The sequence below is a fragment of the Rhizobium sp. NLR16a genome, from assembly GCF_017948245.1.
Taxonomy (GTDB): Bacteria; Pseudomonadota; Alphaproteobacteria; order Rhizobiales; family Rhizobiaceae; genus Rhizobium.
The window spans coordinates 1,989,893-2,008,864 of sequence record NZ_CP072865.1; the positions used below are offsets into that span (position 1 = coordinate 1,989,893).

At 58.4% G+C, this 18,972-nt stretch carries 18 protein-coding genes and 5 tRNA genes; 16 read left to right on the forward strand and 7 right to left on the reverse strand.

Annotated elements, in window-relative coordinates; all coding sequences use genetic code 11:
• Window positions 1–307: 307 nt before the first annotated feature.
• The 5 genes from J7U39_RS09720 (at window position 308) to J7U39_RS09740 (ending at window position 5,285) form a co-directional block, all read left to right on the forward strand.
• On the forward strand, window positions 308–1,333 hold the full coding sequence (locus tag J7U39_RS09720) for an amino acid ABC transporter substrate-binding protein (protein WP_064802245.1): 1,026 nt from the start codon (window positions 308–310) through the stop codon (window positions 1,331–1,333).
• A gap of 94 nt (window positions 1,334–1,427) precedes the next feature.
• Window positions 1,428–2,630, forward strand: a complete 1,203-nt coding sequence (locus J7U39_RS09725; protein ID WP_210631526.1) for an amino acid ABC transporter permease — start codon at window positions 1,428–1,430, stop codon at window positions 2,628–2,630.
• Window position 2,631: 1 nt separating this feature from the next.
• Window positions 2,632–3,777: an amino acid ABC transporter permease gene (locus J7U39_RS09730; RefSeq protein WP_210631527.1), complete on the forward strand. Its 1,146-nt coding sequence runs from the start codon at window positions 2,632–2,634 to the stop codon at window positions 3,775–3,777.
• Window positions 3,778–3,795: 18 nt separating this feature from the next.
• Window positions 3,796–4,569, forward strand: coding sequence for an amino acid ABC transporter ATP-binding protein (locus tag J7U39_RS09735; protein ID WP_038688615.1), 774 nt, complete (start codon window positions 3,796–3,798; stop codon window positions 4,567–4,569).
• Between the two features lie 404 nt (window positions 4,570–4,973).
• On the forward strand, window positions 4,974–5,285 hold the full coding sequence (locus J7U39_RS09740; protein WP_210631528.1) for a hypothetical protein: 312 nt from the start codon (window positions 4,974–4,976) through the stop codon (window positions 5,283–5,285).
• Between the two features lie 220 nt (window positions 5,286–5,505).
• On the opposite strand, the gene J7U39_RS09745 is transcribed toward J7U39_RS09740, so the two are convergent.
• Entirely contained in the window at window positions 5,506–5,754 is a 249-nt protein-coding gene (locus J7U39_RS09745; RefSeq protein ID WP_247241744.1) for a hypothetical protein, read from the reverse strand.
• A gap of 1,306 nt (window positions 5,755–7,060) precedes the next feature.
• Here J7U39_RS09745 and J7U39_RS09750 point away from each other — a divergent pair.
• From J7U39_RS09750 to J7U39_RS09775, 5 genes are all read left to right on the forward strand, one after another.
• A complete protein-coding gene (locus J7U39_RS09750) occupies window positions 7,061–9,175 on the forward strand; it encodes a choice-of-anchor Q domain-containing protein (protein WP_210631529.1) in 2,115 nt (704 codons plus the stop codon).
• Between the two features lie 731 nt (window positions 9,176–9,906).
• Window positions 9,907–10,200, forward strand: coding sequence for a hypothetical protein (locus J7U39_RS09760; protein WP_210631530.1), 294 nt, complete (start codon window positions 9,907–9,909; stop codon window positions 10,198–10,200).
• A 215-nt stretch (window positions 10,201–10,415) separates the two neighbouring features.
• Window positions 10,416–10,745: a hypothetical protein gene (locus tag J7U39_RS09765; protein ID WP_247241745.1), complete on the forward strand. Its 330-nt coding sequence runs from the start codon at window positions 10,416–10,418 to the stop codon at window positions 10,743–10,745.
• 126 nt (window positions 10,746–10,871) lie between these two features.
• The gene (locus J7U39_RS09770) at window positions 10,872–11,162 is read left to right on the forward strand and encodes a hypothetical protein (RefSeq protein WP_210631531.1); all 291 of its coding nucleotides are present in this window, start codon (window positions 10,872–10,874) and stop codon (window positions 11,160–11,162) included.
• 26 nt (window positions 11,163–11,188) lie between these two features.
• Window positions 11,189–11,629 (forward strand): hypothetical protein, encoded by a 441-nt coding sequence (locus tag J7U39_RS09775; RefSeq protein WP_210631532.1) that lies wholly within the window; start codon window positions 11,189–11,191, stop codon window positions 11,627–11,629.
• Between the two features lie 180 nt (window positions 11,630–11,809).
• On the opposite strand, the gene J7U39_RS09780 is transcribed toward J7U39_RS09775, so the two are convergent.
• Window positions 11,810–11,886: transfer RNA gene (locus J7U39_RS09780), tRNA-Arg, on the reverse strand.
• A gap of 57 nt (window positions 11,887–11,943) precedes the next feature.
• Window positions 11,944–12,249, reverse strand: coding sequence for an ETC complex I subunit (locus J7U39_RS09785; protein ID WP_008526983.1), 306 nt, complete (start codon window positions 12,247–12,249; stop codon window positions 11,944–11,946).
• A 650-nt stretch (window positions 12,250–12,899) separates the two neighbouring features.
• On the opposite strand from J7U39_RS09785, the gene J7U39_RS09790 reads away from it, so the two are divergent.
• Window positions 12,900–12,976, forward strand: a tRNA-Pro gene (locus tag J7U39_RS09790).
• 65 nt (window positions 12,977–13,041) lie between these two features.
• Here J7U39_RS09790 and J7U39_RS09795 read toward each other — a convergent pair.
• Together J7U39_RS09795 and J7U39_RS09800 are read right to left on the reverse strand one after the other, a co-directional pair.
• Window positions 13,042–13,527: a DUF192 domain-containing protein gene (locus J7U39_RS09795; protein WP_210631533.1), complete on the reverse strand. Its 486-nt coding sequence runs from the start codon at window positions 13,525–13,527 to the stop codon at window positions 13,042–13,044.
• Window position 13,528: 1 nt separating this feature from the next.
• The gene (locus tag J7U39_RS09800) at window positions 13,529–14,107 is read right to left on the reverse strand and encodes a cold-shock protein (RefSeq protein WP_210631534.1); all 579 of its coding nucleotides are present in this window, start codon (window positions 14,105–14,107) and stop codon (window positions 13,529–13,531) included.
• A gap of 194 nt (window positions 14,108–14,301) precedes the next feature.
• On the opposite strand from J7U39_RS09800, the gene gloA reads away from it, so the two are divergent.
• The 5 genes from gloA (at window position 14,302) to J7U39_RS09825 (ending at window position 16,652) form a co-directional block, all read left to right on the forward strand.
• The gene (gloA, locus tag J7U39_RS09805; protein WP_085778026.1) at window positions 14,302–14,742 is read left to right on the forward strand and encodes a lactoylglutathione lyase; all 441 of its coding nucleotides are present in this window, start codon (window positions 14,302–14,304) and stop codon (window positions 14,740–14,742) included.
• 166 nt (window positions 14,743–14,908) lie between these two features.
• On the forward strand, window positions 14,909–15,985 hold the full coding sequence (locus tag J7U39_RS09810; RefSeq protein WP_210631535.1) for a D-Ala-D-Ala carboxypeptidase family metallohydrolase: 1,077 nt from the start codon (window positions 14,909–14,911) through the stop codon (window positions 15,983–15,985).
• A 195-nt stretch (window positions 15,986–16,180) separates the two neighbouring features.
• A tRNA-Glu gene (locus tag J7U39_RS09815) sits at window positions 16,181–16,255 on the forward strand.
• Window positions 16,256–16,330: 75 nt separating this feature from the next.
• Window positions 16,331–16,405: transfer RNA gene (locus tag J7U39_RS09820), tRNA-Glu, on the forward strand.
• Between the two features lie 172 nt (window positions 16,406–16,577).
• Window positions 16,578–16,652 (forward strand) — tRNA-Glu (locus J7U39_RS09825).
• Between the two features lie 49 nt (window positions 16,653–16,701).
• On the opposite strand, the gene recJ is transcribed toward J7U39_RS09825, so the two are convergent.
• Complete coding sequence (gene recJ, locus J7U39_RS09830) at window positions 16,702–18,504, reverse strand: single-stranded-DNA-specific exonuclease RecJ (RefSeq protein WP_210631536.1); 1,803 nt, start codon at window positions 18,502–18,504, stop codon at window positions 16,702–16,704.
• An 80-nt stretch (window positions 18,505–18,584) separates the two neighbouring features.
• Window positions 18,585–18,830, reverse strand: a complete 246-nt coding sequence (locus J7U39_RS09835; RefSeq protein ID WP_210631537.1) for a hypothetical protein — start codon at window positions 18,828–18,830, stop codon at window positions 18,585–18,587.
• Window positions 18,831–18,972: the final 142 nt, after the last annotated feature.

Below are 18,972 nucleotides of genomic sequence, written 5' to 3' on the forward strand. Positions count from 1 at the left end.
TGGACCCCTCGACCGGCCTGGTCAACCCCTCGAAGAGGGGGACAGCAGTCGCTGGGTTTTTCTAAATTCGCGTTATTTTTCCGCAATAGGGCGCTCATTTCCTAGCCAACCGCCTTCGAATGTGGCGCAATCCGGCAAAATGCTGAATTTTGCCGCAATTATTGATCGCGACACTTGACCATGGTGACATTTGCGACTGTGATAGGGTACTCGCGCCGGGAGGGTGTCGAGACGATGGGGGTGGCAGAGTTTTCCGCCGGAACGCCCCACAAGAAAATATAATACAACGGAAAAGGTTGGGAAAAAAATGAAGAACAAGCTTCTGTCCGCCGCGATCGGCGCAGCAGTTTTCGCTCTTGGCGCCTCGGCTGCTTCGGCCACGACTCTCGGTGATGTAAAGGCAAAGGGTTTCATTCAGTGCGGCGTCAACACCGGCCTCGCCGGCTTCGCCGCGCCTGACGCTTCCGGCAACTGGGCGGGCTTCGACGTCGACTTCTGCAAGGCTGTCGCTTCGGCCGTGTTCGGCGACCCTACCAAGGTGAAGTTCACCCCGCTCAGCGCCGCCAATCGCTTCCCTGCCCTACAGTCGGGCGAAATCGACGTGCTCGCCCGCAATACGACCTGGTCGATCAACCGCGATACGGCACTCGGCCTGAACTTCCGTTTCGTCAACTATTATGACGGCCAGGGCTTCATGGTCCGCAAGAGCCTCAACGTGAAGTCGGCATTGGAACTCTCCGGCGCATCCGTGTGCGTCCAGTCGGGCACGACCACCGAGCTCAACCTCGCCGACTATTTCAAGGCGAACAACCTTCAGTACAATCCGGTCGTCTTCGAAAAGCTGGACGAGGTCAACGCCGCCTATGATGCCGGCCGTTGCGACGTCTACACCACCGACCAGTCCGGTCTCTATTCGCTGCGCCTGACGCTGAAGAATCCGGACGAACACGCGATCCTGCCGGAAATCATCTCCAAGGAACCGCTCGCCCCGGCCGTTCGTCAAGGTGACGACCAGTGGTTCGATATCGTCAGCTGGGTCGGCTATGCCATGATCAATGCTGAAGAATTCGGCATCACCCAGGCCAATGTCGACGACATGAAGAACTCGCCGAACCCTGACATCAAGCGCTTCCTCGGCGTCGAGGCGGATACCAAGATCGGCACCGATCTCGGCCTGACCAACGACTGGGCTTACAACATCGTAAAGAACGTCGGCAATTACGGCGAAGTCTTCGAGCGCAACATCGGCCAGGGCAGCCCGCTCAAGATCGCGCGCGGTCTCAACGCCCTGTGGAACAAGGGCGGCATTCAGTACGCTCCGCCGGTTCGCTGAGCGCGTCACGTATGAAGACGGAAAGGCGGGCGACCGCCTTTCCTCCTCCAATAAAAAAGCTCCGAAAAGGAGCATAATGGGGAATTGGCCAAGCATGACGCACCAGGCTTTGGATTCAACACGTTTATCCAGAGGCGGCTGGAGCTTTCAGTCCGCGCTCTACGACCCGACAATTCGGGGCATTTTCTTCCAGGTTCTCACCATCGTCCTGCTGGTCGTCTTCGTCTGGTGGGTTGCGCACAACACTGCCGTCAATCTGGCGCGCGCCAACATCGCGTCGGGCTTCGGCTTTCTGAACGGCCGTGCCGGCTTCGAGGTCGGTCAGTCGCTGATCGCCTATTCGAGTGATTCGACCTACGGCCGCGCGCTGGTCGTCGGCCTTCTGAATACAATCCTGATCGCCGTTACCGGCATCATCACCGCCACCATCATCGGCTTCATCATCGGCATCGGCCGCCTGTCGAGGAACTGGCTGATTGCCAAGCTGTGCACGGTTTATGTCGAAGTCTTCCGCAACATCCCGCCGCTGCTTGTCATCTTCTTCTGGTATTCGGGCGTTCTGGCGGTTCTGCCGAATGCGCGCGAGTCGCTGCATCTGCCGCTCGGAGCGTATTTGAACAACCGTGGCCTTTCCTTTCCCAAACCGATTTTCGGCGAGACTTTCTGGCTCGTCGGCGTCGCCTTCGTCGTCGCGATCATCGCCGTTATCGTCACGGCCCGATGGGCGCATCGCCGGCAGGCGGCGACAGGTCAGCCGTTCCATACGATCTGGGCTTCGCTCGGGCTGCTGGTCGGCCTGCCGCTTATCGTCTTCCTGGTCGCAGGCGCGCCGCTTTCCTTCGACTATCCGATCGCGGGCAAGTTCAACCTCACCGGCGGCTCCGTCGTCGGGCCGGAATTCATGTCGCTCTTCCTTGCACTTTCCTTCTACACCGCTGCCTTCATCGCTGAAATCGTGCGCGCAGGCATTCGCGGCGTGCCGAAGGGACAGACGGAAGCTGCAGGCGCACTCGGGCTTCACCCCTCGTCGATCACCCGGCTGGTCGTCATTCCGCAGGCCTTCCGCATCATCATTCCGCCGCTGAGCAGCCAGTATCTCAATCTGACCAAGAACTCGTCGCTGGCGATCGCCATCGGTTTTGCCGATCTGGTCGCGGTCGGCAGCACGACGCTGAACCAGACAGGTCAGGCTGTCGAGGTGATCCTCATCTGGATGGTCATTTACCTCAGCCTCAGTGTCGTCACTTCGCTGTTAATGAACTGGTTCAATGCCAAGATGGCGCTGGTGGAGAGGTAAGATGAGCAACGCTTTCGTCAGAACCGCCATACTGGCGCCGGAGCCGCCGCCCTCAGCAGAGAAAGGCCCGGTCGCTTGGATTCGCCGCAACCTTCTTGCGACGCCCAAGGACATCGTCCTTACCATCCTGGCGCTGGTCTTTGTCGTTTGGGCCCTCCTGCACGCGCTCGACTGGCTCTTCGTGCAGGCGGTTTGGAGCGGTCCGGACCGCACCTTCTGCGCCACTGCCGTACAGGGTGGCATCCAGCCGGATGGCTGGAGTGGTGCATGCTGGGCCTTCGTCAATGCCAAATTCGACCAGTTCATCTTTGGACGTTATCCGCTCGACGAGCGCTGGCGCCCGACGCTGGTCGGTATTCTTTTCGTACTCCTGTTGGTGCCGATGCTCATCCCCTCGGCGCCGCGCAAGGGCGTCAACGCCCTCCTGCTCTTCGGCGTTCTTCCGATCGTTTCCTTCTTTCTGCTTTACGGCGGATTTGGTCTGGAAATCGTCGAGACCCCACTCTGGGGCGGGCTGCTGGTGACGCTGGTGCTCTCTTTTGTCGGCATCGCCGTCTCCTTCCCGCTCGGCATCATCCTGGCGCTGGGAAGGCGCTCGCAGATGCCGGTCATCCGGACGTTCTGCGTCGTTTTCATCGAAGTCGTCCGCGGCGTGCCGCTGATAACGGTCCTGTTCATGGCGAGCGTCATGCTGCCGCTTTTCCTGCCGGCCGGCTGGACCGTGGACAAGCTGTTGCGCGCGATCATCGGGGTATCGATCTTCGCCTCCGCCTATATGGCGGAAGTCATCCGCGGCGGCCTGCAGGCTATTCCCAAGGGCCAGTTCGAGGGGGCGGATTCGCTCGGGTTGGGCTACTGGCAGAAGATGCGGTTGGTCATCATGCCGCAGGCAATCAAGCTGGTGATCCCTGGCATCGTCAACACCTTCATCGGCATGTTCAAGGACACATCGCTGGTGTCGATCATCAGCATGTTCGACCTTCTCGGCATCGTTCGCCTCAACTTCGTCGATCCGAATTGGGCAACCGCAGTAACGCCGCTCACGGGGTTGATATTCGCCGGATTCGCCTTCTGGCTTTTCTGCTTCGGCATGTCGCGCTATTCAGCATTCATCGAACGTCACCTCGACACCGGCCACAAACGATAAAAATGAGGGAAAATAATCATGGCTGAAGCTCCAGCGAAAAAGCTCACCGTTTCCGCAACGGAAGTGGCGATCGAAATCATCAACATGAACAAGTGGTACGGCGATTTCCACGTGCTGCGCGACATCAACCTGAAGGTCATGCGCGGCGAACGCATCGTCATCGCCGGGCCGTCCGGCTCGGGCAAGTCGACGATGATCCGTTGCATCAACCGTCTCGAAGAGCACCAGAAAGGCCAGATCATCGTCGATGGCACCGAGCTCACCAACGATTTGAAGAAGATCGACGAAGTGCGGCGCGAGGTCGGCATGGTGTTCCAGCACTTCAACCTCTTCCCGCACCTGACGATCCTCGAAAATTGCACACTGGCTCCGATCTGGGTGCGCAAGATGCCGAAGAAGCAGGCGGAAGAAATCGCCATGCATTTCCTGAAGCGGGTCAAGATCCCGGAGCAGGCCAATAAATATCCGGGCCAGCTTTCCGGCGGGCAGCAGCAGCGCGTGGCGATCGCCCGGTCGCTGTGCATGAACCCGAAGATCATGCTGTTCGACGAGCCGACTTCGGCGCTCGATCCCGAAATGATCAAGGAAGTGCTGGACACCATGGTCGGCCTCGCGGAAGAAGGGATGACAATGCTCTGCGTCACCCACGAAATGGGTTTTGCCCGCCAGGTCGCCAACCGCGTCATCTTCATGGATCAGGGCCAGATCGTCGAGCAGAACTCGCCGGCCGAATTCTTCGACAATCCGCAGCACGAGCGCACCAAGCTGTTCCTCAGCCAGATCCTGCACTGACCCCCGAACGCTCAACTTGTTTAAGACCCGCCGCACCCCCTTTGGGTTCGGCGGGTCTTTCATGTTCAGCGGGCGGCGGTCGCCTGCAACAGACTGCAGATGCGGGTAGGGCGGAATCGCCGCCGCTCAGCGGAAGGTGCCACCCGATCTCCTGGATTGAGTCATTAAGAGGAGGGATGCCCGCCGCCACGCTCGGCGGTCCCGGCCATGTCTAGAGCGGTTCAGCTTTTTCATGGAAGCGCAGAACTGCTTAAGTTTTTGTTTTTACGCAATTCCTGACGGAAAGCCGTTTGCCGCTTTTTCTAGAATTGCTCTGACAGCCCATCCCTCTTGCCCGCAGGCGTTGAAACAAATAACCTCCCGCTCGATTACTTCGATGATCAACCATAGGAGAACTAAACCCAATGAGATTGATGGCAGTCGTTGGCGTTGCACTTAGCCTGGGCTGTATTTCGGCCGCAGAATCTCCTTCAAACTATCAATCCTACAGCGGCATTCGGGTCGACACAGACCCTGCCCTCCTCTCTCGATACGACAAAGCTCTTAGGTGGTGCGTGCCGGAGGCGGGCTCATGGCGACGCGGGTCGCCGGATCCGCAGAGCCTGCATTATAACGCGGCGCTCAGAAATTGCCTCTACAGGCGCGGCATTGTCGATAGAGGCGTCTACGCTTACCCCATCCCCAAGATTTACTTCGATCATTTTTTGGATCGCTGAGAAGAACCGAACGGATGTAGTCTGCCATAGAACTTCAAAAGCCAGGAACATAAGCACGGCTGTTGGCATGGCTTGTCGACGGCGGCGGCCGCATATCAGCTTTTGGCGGCTGTCGGATGGCCGGCCGTTGCCGTCCGGCAATTACGACAGGGATGACGGAAGCTGCAGCGCTGCTTTCAGGGCAGCGCGGACCTCAACCGACGGTCGACACAGCCTGTACTTATGTCATCTCGAACTCGTAGAACTTGTCGCCGTCGATATAGATAAAATGGCAGCTTGGCTTTTCGCCTTTGCCGGCTGAACAGGCCTTATCGCCTTTGAAGGTGAGTTTCGTTTTCACGTCGATCATTTTGCCGGCGACATCGGCCCTGCCGGTCGTAGTCCCCTTCTTCCAACTCCAAACGAGTTCGGCGGTTACAGGTTTTTTCAGATCGAGAATTTCCACTTCCACCTGCTTGCCCGTCAGCAAAAGCTTTGAACTCGTCCATTGTGGCCTTTTTTGCCCCCGCAGGAAGATCAACGGCGTAGGCATTCATTGCATATAGAAATGCAGCAGCGCTTATGCTCGGGAAGATCGCTCTCATACTCTCCCACTAAGAATTGCCAGGGAGGGTACACGCCGTCTACAGCAGCCAAATCCCTACCTATTGTAGCTATGAAACAGTATAGCGCAGGTTGAACATATGTAATCCTACGACATTTCAACTTTTCGGCGACATCCTCAGAATTTCTGTCTTTGTATTGGCTGCGTCGCACCACACGAAATAAACCTCTTGCGACGATTACTGGACAGTCTTGGACAATATTATTCGCGTCCGCGATGTATCAAAGATGATCTCCATGGAACTGCTTGCCGCCTGCATGACGACATGACAGCCAACCGAAATCGTCATGGCTCCGGTATCGGAAAGACCAGCCACGAAGAAGATCAATATTTCTCTCTCCTATGGAAGAACTGCGAGGCCGAGAGCGTCTGAACATTCGCCGTGGCGCTCGATGTGACGCCGACGGACCCGCGGCGCAATTGGGATCAGCCGCCTCCATGCCAGATGATGGGTCCGAGCAAATTTCCCTTATAATCTGGCGATTGGAACCCGAGCCGCGGATGAATTGCCCTGCCCACGCCCTCTAAATTGGCGGGGTTCGAGTTCAGGATTGATCAGGATACGCCACCACCTGAAGGGTGTTCTGTCGGCGCGATCACACGCATTTGATGCCGTTGCGCTGAGTATGGGCTTCCGCCAGAGCCTGCGCTTCGAAGGCGAATTTCACCTGCTAGCATGTGTCGGCGGAGGAGCGGTGTGCCCATTATCTAATCAGTCTTGAAAGCGACTCATGATCGAATCGAGCACCCTGGTGAGGGGGCCGGCCTCGCCACGGCCATCTCAATTGGCCCCAATCGTGAAGGCGAAACTGCCAAAAATTGAAAAATTCAGAAAAAATGTTGGATCCCGCGTCGGCGGCAGGATTCCGGTCACATCCATCAGATTTTCCTAATCTTTTCAATAAGCGGACGTCGCTGTGGTTGCAGAAAGAATAATTCGCGGAAAGCGAGACATATATTTTGTCCCAATTTGGGCGAATCGAATTTCCGCAAATATTTCAAAATGTAACTTGGGAGTGATCCGGATATTGTGGCAGCAATATGGCTATGATTCTCAAGTACTTACTGTTTCGGTGCTGTTGCACCATTCAAAACCTCGCCCTATAAACCCCGCCGCAACACATGATTAACTACGAAATATTAGACAACGCTGAAGTTGAGGAACAAAACCATGACAACATACTACGTAGCTTCGAGCAGCAGCGGCGGCGGTAACGGCAGTGCCTCCTCTCCTTTTCGCACGATCAGTGAGGCGATGGCTTCGAACCTTAAGCCTGGCGACGAGGTCGTGGTGAAGGCGGGGACTTACAATGAGGCCATCAACATCGACAAGGACGGCTCGGCGGCAGGCGACATCACGCTGCGCTCGGAAGTGCCGGGCGGGGCGCTGATCCGGCCGCCCGCGGGCTCGTGGAACGCGATCAGCGTCAACGCCAACCACGTGGTCATCGACGGTTTTGACATCGCCGGCGCCAACGGCGACGGGATCGAAGCAAACAATGTCCACCACGTCCAGATTCTCAATAATAAGGTCCACGGCAGCGGGGAGTCGGGCATCCAGTTCAACCAGTCGGACTTCATCCGCATTGAAGGCAACGAGACTTACAATAACGCTTCCACAGGCTGGTTCTCGGGCATCTCGATCTACCAGAACCGGAACATCACCGGCGACACCTCGACTGACGGCTACCGGACGATCGTGCGGAACAACATCTCGCACGACAACATCACGAAGTCGGGTGAGCACACCGATGGCAACGGCATCATCATTGACGATTTCCAGAGCACGCAGGCGAGCGGTAATCCGAACTACACATTCAAGACGCTGGTCGACAACAACCTCGTCTACGGGAACGGCGGCAAAGGTATCCAGGTTACCTGGAGCGACTCCGTCACCGTGAAGAACAACACCGCGTACCACAACAATCAAGACCCGGCGAACACCGGCACCTGGCGGGGCGAGCTCAGCAACTCGGCGTCGAGCAACAACACCTGGGTCAACAACATCGCCGTAGCCGACCCATCGCTGAACAAGAACAATACTGCGATCGATAATACGTCCACCGACGCCTACACCAACAAGAACGTCGTCTGGGCCAACAACATCACCTACAACGGCACGGCCGGACAGGCCTCGGTCAAAACCGATGGCGGCAACGCAATGCCCAGCTCGGCGGACGGCAACAAGCTCGGCGTCGACCCGAAGTTCCTTGGGGCCTCGAGCGACGACTTCCACCTCGGCTCCGGCTCGGCGGCGGTTGACAGCGGAACCAGCAAGTACGGGGTCAGCTCAGTCGATCTCGACGGCGACGCGCGCGTCGTCGGAACTGTCGATATGGGTGCCTACGAATCCGGCTCTGCCCCGGTATCGGGAACGCCAACCGCGCCGACCGCACCGACGCAACCAACAACGCCTACCACCGGTACGCCGACTACCGGGACGCCAACGACGGAAACGCCCACCACGGGAACGCCGACCACCGGGACGCCGACGACGGGAACGCCGACCACGCCGACTACGGAGACCCCAACCACGGGAACGCCGACCACGACGACGAAGCTATACACCGGTACCAACGGCAACGACATCATGCCACACACCGGTCAGTCCAACGGCGGCAACGAAACCTTCAAGGGGCTCGCCGGCAATGACCTGTTGAAGGGCGGCGCCGGCGCGGACGTGCTCGACGGCGGTAGCGGCAATGACACGGCCAGTTACGCGGGCTCCGACGCCGGGGTCCACGTCAGCTTGGCGACTTGGACCGCATCGGGCGGGCACGCCACCGGTGACAAGCTCGTCAGCATCGAAAACCTGATCGGCTCAAGCCATGACGACGTGCTGACCGGCGGCAATAACGGCGGCAACGTTCTCAATGGCGGGGCCGGCGCGGACAAGCTGAACGGCGGCGCCGGCGGGGACGTCATCATCGGCGGTGCCGGGAAGGACATGATGACCGGTGGCACCAGCTCGGATACGTTTGTCTTCAAAACAGCGACGGAAACCGGGTCGGGCTGGGACCGCGACGTCATCACCGACTTCCAGCACGGCGTCGATAAGATCGACCTCTCAGCGATAGATGCGAATGGCTCTGCGCTTGGCGATGCAGCCTTCCATTTCCAGGCGCAGGAGAATGCCTTGTTTGACAAGAAGGCTGGCGCGCTCGCCTGGCACTACGAGGACGACCATACCGTTATTCAGGCCGACTTGAACGGCGACGGCGTTCATGACTTCGAGATTCAGCTGCAGGGCCACGTACAGGTGGGGGCAAGCGATTTTCTCCTGTAACTAATACCCGTTGTGGCGGTCGTTCGATCGCCGCAACAATCGGGCTGACAATCGGAAGTATGTCGACGGCGGAGTAAAAACCCGCCACGCGGCGCGCAAGCTTCGGCTACTTCAGCGCGTGGATGAGCAAGCCGGGAGGGCGGAGCCCGAGCGGCGATCCCATCCACGCGCTGCATTTTTTTTTACAGGTGTCAGCCCGCCTTTCCGGTGCAGCTTTGCACGTGGCGAAAGCGGTCGCCGTTCATCTCGAGGACGTTGACTTGGCGGGTGATGCGGATCAGCAGAGCGCCCATTCGGCGCTCTGGGCTCTGTCCATTCGTCGAACGGAAGATTGCTGGTGATCAGGTGGCGCCTCTTCGAAGTTTTGCGAAATCAGAGTTCCGCGCCGGTCTAGCGTGTTGTCCTCCGCTTCCAGAGACAGTTGGCCGGGGGGCGGCCGTACGCCGGATTGGCCGGACGACCGTCCAAATGCAAGGGTCCAATGACCAAGCTCCTTCAGGCTGGTGATGGGACAGATTCAAGTCATTGAATTTGTGGCGACCTGCAGGAATGCGAATTGTCGAAAATTAATGATTTCAATGAAATCTGCTTATTTTGAGGGGCGAATGAGCGCCTTTGATTCCATTATGCAATTTTGCCAAGCCCCTCGCGATAAATCGCTAAGCTTTCGTTCCGCTGTACACGATGATATCAATGAGAAACGATGTTGCTGTTGGAGTTCTAAGGGTTAGGTGGCGGGACTGTTTAAATCATTGAAGAGAGTGCTGACTGGAAAGATAATCCGACAATCAGACGTTCAAATTATGAACGGCAGTTGTATTATGTCCTTGCGTATTAAACGCGATAGCGGAAGCGGCGGCGTCTATGTGGTGTTAGCCTCTAAAGCATCGGGCAACTATCAATATTACCCTTTCGATGCAGAAGAGTTCGACAGTTTCGTTGATGCTGCTATCGAGATCAAGAAAGCGTTACGGTCCGATGAATCGGCTGGTATCGGTCAGACCCAAGCCACCATCAAACCGTGACCCGAGAACACCGCTTACGGTGGTGCTATTAAGCCTCACACAATCCTTCTGAAATAGGCATCGGCTAAACCATAGGGATACCGATTCCGCAGATGCTTGCAAACTCATCTCTGCGACTGTGCATACAGATAATTCTGACCTTAATGCTCTCCTTTCCAGGCGTGGCCGCCGCTACACCTCCATGTCGTGACGATACGTTTGCGAAGGCCAAGCTCGTGGTTGAGGCACGCGTGACATCGTTCTGGATCGGAGCGTCCGGCCTGCTGCTCGGTCCGGATTTTCCGGACCGGATGATACGTATCGATCTGGAGATTAAGAGGGTCATCAAAGGCACGTTCACCGGTAAGAAGGCGACATTGTATGGCTTTCCGTACCCCCCTCCGGATCGATTGCGGGAGCTTGGCACGATGGCTTTGATAGCTGGTCTGGGCGGCCAAGATACCTTTGAATGGGAACTTTCGGCCAACAAATTAGACGACGACGTGTCCTTCTATTCGTTGAACAATTGTAACTACTCCAAATTCCCCATCGACGTTTCACGGTAGCCGTAGCCATTCCATCAGCGCGCCGATCGGCAATGTCCGTTGGTATTTCCGTGTCGGCAAGGGAAGAGAACGCGCCTGAGGGGTGACTGGGGCTCGAAAGAATTCGTCGCCGACTACAAGCGGTGCATGGCCCAGGAAGACACCGAGCCGGAGCCTAGCCGGCACACCCTGCAGTGGCTCGTCGACAAATATCAGGAAAGTGCAGTATTCAAGGGACTAAAGCCGTCAACGCAGCGCGCCCGCGCCAACGTGCTGAAGGCAGTTTGCAAGACAGGCGGCAAGATGATCCTGTCAAAGATCGAGCGAGCCGCAATCGCAGCCGGCCGCGACCGCCGGGCCGATACCCCTTTTGCGGCGATCTCATACCTCAAGATCATGGGCTATCTTTTTGCTCTGCCGTTGATGCTGGCATTTTGAAGCATAACCCAGCCCGCGACGTGAAGATGCCGAAGGCGAAAACCGATGGCTTCAAGCCTTGGGAGGCAGCCGACGTCGAAAAGTTCTATGCCACCCACCCCGAAGGCTCGCAGGCGCGGCTCGCCAGGGACATGCTGCTTTTCACCGGCCCTCGCCGGTCGGACATCTTCCAAATCGGCCCGCAGCACATCAAGGGCGACGTGATCGAGTATCGCGTCGGCAAGAACGACGAGTGGGTTTATATCCCGATGCACCCGGATCTGAAGGCGGTGCTCGAGGTGACGAAAACTGATCACCTCGCTTACCTGGTCACGCCAGTTCACGGCCGGCCGTTCAGGAGCGCGGCCGCATTTGGGAACTGGTTCGGGGACATGTGCGCCGAGGCAGAAGTGGAAGGCCGGGCGCACGGCCTAGGAAAACGCTTGCCCAGCTGCTTGCCGAAAGCGGCAATAGCAACAGCGAACTGAGGCGCGATTTGGCTGGCGAAGCGATGCCATGGCCAACCACTACACGCGCAAGGCCGATAAAAAGAGGTTAGCTATTTCGGGCGCTGCGAAACTGAATGAGAACAGCCTAACCCCTCAATCTAGACCCGATGAGGGGTTCACGCCGGAAAGCGAAACAAACACAATCCCGTAGAAAATTGATGGCGACCCCTGCAGGAATCGAACCTGCGACAACCTGCTTAGAAGGCAGGTGCTCTATCCAGCTGAGCTAAGGGGCCCACTGCCGGCCGCGCCCAAGAGGCGCGGCCGAATGCAGCATATGTGGACGAGAATTCTCAATGCGTCCAGGGTTGCGTGCGGGTATAGCGGAAATTATCCGGATAGGCCACCACCTGACGGGCCGGGTCCTTCGGCGCGATGACTCGGTATTCGATGCCGTTGCGCTGGGCGTAGGCTTCGGCGAGCGCCTGCGTTTCGAAGGTGAGTTTTACCTGCTGGCGCATATCGCCCGAGGACGTGTAGCCCATGATCGGATCGATCTTGCGCGGCGACTCCTGATCGAATTCAAGCACCCAGAGGTGGGTCTTGGCCTTGCCGGACTGCATGGCGGTCTTAGCAGGACGATAGATCTTGGCAGACATGACTGCGGCATCTCCGAATATGCGGGGGATAGCGCGCCCCGCCTTTCATGGTCTCAATCCCGTTGCCGGGCCTTTGCTTCGTCGTCAGCGACAACGCGAAGAGATGAATTTTGCTTATCCGCGAATCCCCGTTTTTTCAAGAAAAAAGCGGATCGCGACGCCGTAGCCACAGCCACACCGACGATGCGCCAATGTGTTGGGGAAGGCGGCTCAGCACATTCTTCCCTCATGTCGCTTTGCCATCCCAGTCAAAACTACAGGAATTCCGGGCAGTTGCGCAATATTACCAATTGTCTCATGTTGTGATCACAACCTGATTGCCGCAGCCAGCCACCGGCACTAGGTTGCGGCTCAATCGGTTTCAGTGGATTGCACGCATCATGAGACGTTCGGCAGAGTTCAATGCCATTATGATAGGAGCTGTCATCACCGCTTTCTTCTATGTCGTGATCAGCTATGCCCAATATATCGGCCTGATCGCCCGCGGTTGAGGCCGGTCGCTCTGAGTCCAATTCGCTCAACAGATAAATTGACGCCCGAACGAGATTTTCTCTTGCGTCCACAGGCCTGGTGAGAAATCTCAGGCCACGACTGGATTTATGGGTTGCGACGGTGAAGTGAACCGTGTATTCCCGCTGCCAATCACGGCACGGAGTGTAGCGCAGTCTGGTAGCGCATCTGGTTTGGGACCAGAGGGTCGGGAGTTCGAATCTCTCCACTCCGACCATTCAATATCCCAGCGAATTCCTTGATAGGCGCATCGTAGCTGGTGCGCTCGCGACTACGCGCCCGTCACTTCGCCTTCGTCGTCGTGGCGCTCACGATTCTGTCGCCTGGCTTGATTCCGAATTTGCCGACGATGCCGGCATTGAGTTCGACGACGTATTTCACCGGGCCCATCGAATCGATGATGTCGCGTGAATAGGGTTTTGCGTTTTCCTTGATGTGACGGATCGTGCCGGTGTCGTCGGCAAAGAGCATGTCGAGCGGCAGGATGGTGTTCTCCATCCACATGGCGACGCGTCGGGTTTGACCGAAGTCGAAAATCATGCCGGCGTCATCGGCCATTGACTTGCGAAACATCAGCCCGCGGGCGCGCTGATCGCCAGTGGCGGCGACCTCGACGGTGAAATGCAGCATCTTGCCCGCGGCTGTCTGGATGAGCAGCGGCTCCTTGTCGAACCGCATCTCCTCGTCGGCCAAAGCCGGCAGGGCGACCAAGAAAAAAAGCGCCATGACGGCGCTTCTGATCGCATGAAACAGGACGATGCCGCGCATTTCAGTGCGACCGGCTTGCCGGGCTCGGAACGTCGGGATGGATCTCTGCGGCCATCAGGCCCTTTTCGCCGTCGCCGAAGCGGACGAGGACGACCTGGCCCGGGCGCAACTCCGTCAGTCCAAAGCGGCGCAGCGTTTCCATGTGCACAAAAATGTCTTCGGTGCCCTCACCGCGCGTGAGGAAGCCGAAGCCCTTGGTGCGATTGAACCACTTGACGAGCGCGCGCTCGAGCCCGCTCGTCGCGGTGACCTGTACGTGGGTGCGCACCGGCGGCAGCTGCGAGGGATGAATGGCGGTCGACTGATCCATCGAAAGGATCTTGAAGGCCTGGTAGCCGCGCTCGCGACGCTGGATAAGGGCGACGATGCGCGTTCCCTCGAGGATCGTCTGGTAGCCGTCGCGGCGCAGGCAGGTCACGTGCAGGAGAACATCCTGCATGCCGTTATCAGGCACGATGAAGCCGAAGCCCTTGGCGACGTCGAACCACTTGACGACACCGGTGATTTCGACAAGATCGACCGCTTCTGACGACAGCTCGTCGACATCGGTGTATGCGTTCGATGAAATCCTATCAGCCATTATCGCCAGCCCCTCGAATACGCGTCACACTGTTACGGTTAACTGATTCTTGAAATCAAGATTAACATCTTGGTAACGGATAAGCGCAAGTCCTAGTTTTCGGTTATTCCCAGCTGCACATTTTATAAAGATGACTTGCCCGAAGCTGACCTCGGCTCGCCAAAAAGGCCAGCCCCTATAAAGGAGTAGATAGAATGCGTTATCTTCATACGATGGTTCGCGTCAAAGATCTGGACGCTTCGCTCGCCTTCTATACCACGCTGTTCGGACTGGAGGAGATTCGCCGTCACGAAAACGAGAAGGGCCGCTTTACCCTGGTTTTCCTGGCCGCTCGCGACGATCTCGACCGTGCGCGCAGCGAAAAAGCCCCCTGCCTCGAGCTTACCTACAACTGGGATACGGAGGATTATAGCGGAGGACGCAATTTCGGCCACCTCGCCTATGAGGTGGATGATATTTACGCGATCTGCCAAAAGCTGATGGATAACGGCATTACCATCAACCGGCCGCCGCGCGACGGCAACATGGCCTTCGTGCGCTCGCCCGACGGCATTTCGATCGAAATTCTGCAGAAGGGAAGCCCGCTTCCGGCCGCCGAACCCTGGGCTTCGATGGGCAATACCGGCGCCTGGTAAGGGTTTTGGCCCCAAGGCTTTTGCGAAGCTTGCGGCTTTTGCGATTTCGGGTCCGACCGGCGCCTTGGCGCTTGCCGCGACCCGGCCCCTTAGGCAATCTCCCGATGACTCGAAGCGGAGGATGGCGATATTTCGCCGTTTTCCGCATCAACCGGAGACTGATTGCTTGCGTAATATTGAGACGCGGATGCCCATTACCGGCGCATTGCTGATCGCCACCTCGATGCTGGCGCTCTCGGGCTGCGTATCGAGCAAGAAGGCGCTCGATTCTGCCGCGGCCGTTCCGGCGGTTCCGGCGACGGCGGCCGCAGCGCCACAGCTTGGCGCAACGGCGCCCGTGAAATCTGCCCCGCGCTCAGTCAATTCCGACCCCCGGCTCGTCAATGTCTCCGGCGCCCAGGCCGCGCCACAGGTCGTGGCAGGGGATGCGAGTGCCGCCGTCCCGCCGGCCGATCCGGCAATGGCGGCGCCTGCCAATATAGGCGGGCTCGTCATGCAGTCGACACGGATCAACGCGCAGGCGATGAGCATCTTTTCGGATCACCAGCCGCCGCCGCAAAACAACAGCACGTCCACCGTCATTCAGCCGCAAGCCTATGCGCCGACGGACGGAGTGGCGCCCGCAAAAAGCAGCGTCTACAGCCAGCCGATCATCCCCTCACAGCCGGCAGCACCGGTGCTGCCGCAGCAATCGTCGGAAAATTCTGACACGAAGCCTGCACCCGTACAAACATCCTCGCTGGCGACAGGCGCTATCCCGGCCTCGACGACAAACGCGCTTTACAGCGCACCGAAGCAGAACCTGCTCGGCAGTCTTTCCGGCCTCCTGCACAAAGCCGCCCTGCCCGGCATGACGCGCGTTGCGCCGAACGGGCTGCACGTCCAGAACGATCATGTCGCGGTCGGCTGCTTCAAGCCGAACCTGCTGAAAGTGATCAAGACGGTCGAGAACCATTTCGGCCGGCCTGTCATCGTCACATCCGGCTATCGCGACGAAGAACATAACCGCCTCGTTGGCGGCGCCGACGAATCGATGCACAAGAGCTGTGAGGCGGCGGACATTCAGATCGACGGCGTATCCAAATGGGATATCGCCACTTATATCCGCTCCTTGCCCGATCGCGGCGGCGTTGGCACCTATTGCCACACCGACTCGGTCCACCTCGACACCGGCAAGACCCGCGACTGGAACTGGGGCTGCGGTGGCAAACGGGCACCGGTGACCACAGCAAGGGCGATCTGATATCGCAAGTCTGCCCCCTGACCTTACGTCAACTGAGTTTCATGCGCTTCTGGCAAGCTGCGCAAGCCGTTGATTCGACACAGGTAATCTCAAATGACTCCGCCGCGAAAATATCTGTCATTTTTTTGAAGAAAATCGAATTTGCCGCTTGCGGCATACGAAGGTGCTGATTATAAGGGCGCCACCACGAAGGAAGCGCCCTTCGTCTATCGGTTAGGACACCAGATTTTCATTCTGGGAAGAGGGGTTCGACTCCCCTAGGGCGTGCCACTTTCTCTCCATATAGAAGCCATCGCATCCGCTTGCAGAAGCCGGCGCACACGCCTATTTTAACGAGGCTGGCCTGCGCCCTTCGTCTATCGGTTAGGACGACAGATTCTCATTCTGTAAAGAGGGGTTCGACTCCCCTAGGGCGTACCATTGAGCTTGTGATTGTCGCCACCACCCGTCGGATCGATATTTCCAGCTATCAGGCCTCGCAGCGCCACGGTTTTCCACAGCCCAAAAAAATCGGCGAAAACTGTGATTTTTTCGCGCCTTGGCGCTTGCGGCTTTCGAAGCTGCTGACTATAAGGGCGCCACCACGAAGGAAGCGCCCTTCGTCTATCGGTTAGGACACCAGATTTTCATTCTGGGAAGAGGGGTTCGACTCCCCTAGGGCGTGCCACTCTACTTCCTTATATTCGCTCATCCGACAGCGTTTTTTCTCAACCATTCTATCTTGCCGGCGCCGCGTCGCAGATGCGCAGCTGAATGCGGCGTGCGCCTTGGTAATGTTCGGCGCCGAGCGAGCCTGCGACATGGAGGTTCGCGCCGCGTGAATTGATGAGAAGATCGCCGAGGCCGGTGTCGGCGGCGCGAAAGGCGATTCCATCGAGCCGCGAACCGTCCATCGCCTCCAGCGTCACCTTCACATGTTTCTCGCCGACAAGGCGCGCGTCTCGCACCCGATGCGCCGGTACGGCAAAGAGCGGCTGGGCGTGGCCGGAGCCATAGGGGCCAGCGGCTTCCAGACGGTCGATGAGTTCAAGCGTGGCGCCGCTCGCGCCGATCGCACCGTCTATCTTCAGCGTCTCGTTGGCGACGAGACTCGCCACCGTCCTTGCGGCCTTCTCGGTGAAGAAGGTCCTCAACCTGCCGAGATCGGCGCGCTCGACCGTCAGGCCAGCCGCCATGGCATGGCCGCCGCCCTTGACGAGGATGCCCTCCTCGACCGCAGCCCGCACCATCCTGCCCATGTCGAAACCATTGATGGAGCGGCCCGAGCCGGTGCCGCGGCCGGAAGGATCGAAAGCGATCGCGAAGGCGGGCCGCTTGAATTTCTCCTTCAGCCGCGCGGCGATAAGCCCGACGATGCCCGGATGCCACTTCTCATGGGCGGTGACGATGACGGAGGCGCCCTCGCCGTCGCCATATTCGGCAAGCGCCTCGGCTTCCGCCTCCTGCAGCATCATCGCCTCCATCGCCTGGCGTTCGCGATTGAGCTCATCGAGGCGCTGCGCGATCATTTCCGCCTCACCGGCATCATCGAGCGTCAGCAGGCGGCTTCCGAGTGCGGCGTCACCAATCCGTCCGCCGGCGTTGATACGCGGGCCGATCAGAAAGCCGAAATGATAAGGCGTCACGGGGCCCGCGAGCCCCGCCTTGCGGAAGAGCGCGGCAAGCCCGGCATTGCTCTGGTGCCGGGCAGCGACCAGCCCCTTCACCACATAGGCGCGGTTGAGGCCCTTCAGCGGCACGACATCGCAGACCGTCGCCAACGCCACGATATCAAGCCATTGCAGCAGGTCGAGCGCCAGGATGCGTTTGTTGCCGGCCGCGCGCAGCAGCCGCAATGTCGCGACCAGCACCATGAAGACGACGCCGGCTGCGCAAAGATGCCCCTGCCCCGACAGATCGTCTTCACGGTTCGGATTGACGAGTGCATGGCAGGGCGGCAGTTCATGTGTCACCTGGTGGTGATCGATGACGACGACATCGATGTTGCGCGCGGCGGCGGCCGCAAGCGCCTCGTGACTGGTGGAGCCGCAATCGACGGTGACGATCAGTCGGGCGCCGTTGTCGATCAGCTGGTTGATCGCCGCCGGATTGGGGCCGTAACCTTCAAAGATGCGGTCGGGAATGTAAATGTTTGCCTTGACGCCGAAATGATTGAGAAAGCGGAACATCAGCGCCGAGGACGCGGCGCCGTCGACGTCGTAGTCGCCGAAAATCGCCACGCTCTCGCCGCGCTCGATCGCACGCACGAGGCTGGTTGCCGCCTTCTCGCAATCGGTCAGCGTGTGAGGATCAGGCATCAGGCTGCGGATCGTCGGATCGAGGAATTCGATCGCTTCGTCCACCGGAACGCCGCGTCCTGCGAGAACACGGGCGATCAGATCCGGCAGCCCATGAACCTGCGCCATGGCCAGCGCCCGGTTCTGGCCTGCCTGATCGAGTCTTGCAACCCAGCGATTGTCGAGCGCGGATTTCTCCACGCCGAGAAACGCGCGCTGTACCGGATCGACGAGATCTGCCATGCCCAACTCCGCTGACTTCATCTGTTCTTTCTACAGGAGCAGCGGAGATAACATAGCGATGGATTTGCAGACACGGATTTTTACCAGAAGATCAGCCAGACGATCACGGCGATGCCGCCGATCTGCACCAGCAGAACCGAAAACAGCGTCAGCAGGATAGCCCAGTTGCGGCCTTCCGTGTGTTCATCGTCAAGGGCCTCGTCATGGCTCTCGTCACGAATGTCAGGGATCACCGGCTTGAGGATGTCCGCAAACATATCAGGGCGGGCTGGCGGCACCTTGCTCGGGCTGCCATGCTCTTTTCCGGCGTGGCTGTCCTTGCTCATGAAATACTCCACGCCGACGACTCACCATCTATGGTTTTATTTATATCAATATTTCGGCATTTGGTAATATAACTTCCGCCAGGGAGACTGAACGAATCGAAAAGCCGCCCTGCCAGAGACAGAGCGGCTCATGTGCCCAGCA

Excerpts from the sequence above, each read along its gene's own strand:
- J7U39_RS09720 (WP_064802245.1), top strand. The coding sequence starts at position 308 with ATGAAGAACAAGCTTCTGTCCGCCGCGATCGGCGCAGCAGTTTTCGCT.
- J7U39_RS09725 (WP_210631526.1), top strand. The coding sequence starts at position 1,428 with ATGACGCACCAGGCTTTGGATTCAACACGTTTATCCAGAGGCGGCTGG.
- J7U39_RS09730 (WP_210631527.1), top strand. The coding sequence starts at position 2,632 with ATGAGCAACGCTTTCGTCAGAACCGCCATACTGGCGCCGGAGCCGCCG.
- J7U39_RS09735 (WP_038688615.1), top strand. The coding sequence starts at position 3,796 with ATGGCTGAAGCTCCAGCGAAAAAGCTCACCGTTTCCGCAACGGAAGTG.
- J7U39_RS09740 (WP_210631528.1), top strand. The coding sequence starts at position 4,974 with ATGAGATTGATGGCAGTCGTTGGCGTTGCACTTAGCCTGGGCTGTATT.
- J7U39_RS09750 (WP_210631529.1), top strand. The coding sequence starts at position 7,061 with ATGACAACATACTACGTAGCTTCGAGCAGCAGCGGCGGCGGTAACGGC.
- J7U39_RS09770 (WP_210631531.1), top strand. The coding sequence starts at position 10,872 with ATGGCCCAGGAAGACACCGAGCCGGAGCCTAGCCGGCACACCCTGCAG.
- J7U39_RS09775 (WP_210631532.1), top strand. The coding sequence starts at position 11,189 with ATGCCGAAGGCGAAAACCGATGGCTTCAAGCCTTGGGAGGCAGCCGAC.
- J7U39_RS09785 (WP_008526983.1), bottom strand. The coding sequence starts at position 12,249 with ATGTCTGCCAAGATCTATCGTCCTGCTAAGACCGCCATGCAGTCCGGC.
- J7U39_RS09795 (WP_210631533.1), bottom strand. The coding sequence starts at position 13,527 with ATGCGCGGCATCGTCCTGTTTCATGCGATCAGAAGCGCCGTCATGGCG.
- J7U39_RS09800 (WP_210631534.1), bottom strand. The coding sequence starts at position 14,107 with ATGGCTGATAGGATTTCATCGAACGCATACACCGATGTCGACGAGCTG.
- gloA (WP_085778026.1), top strand. The coding sequence starts at position 14,302 with ATGCGTTATCTTCATACGATGGTTCGCGTCAAAGATCTGGACGCTTCG.
- recJ (WP_210631536.1), bottom strand. The coding sequence starts at position 18,504 with ATGGCAGATCTCGTCGATCCGGTACAGCGCGCGTTTCTCGGCGTGGAG.
- J7U39_RS09835 (WP_210631537.1), bottom strand. The coding sequence starts at position 18,830 with ATGAGCAAGGACAGCCACGCCGGAAAAGAGCATGGCAGCCCGAGCAAG.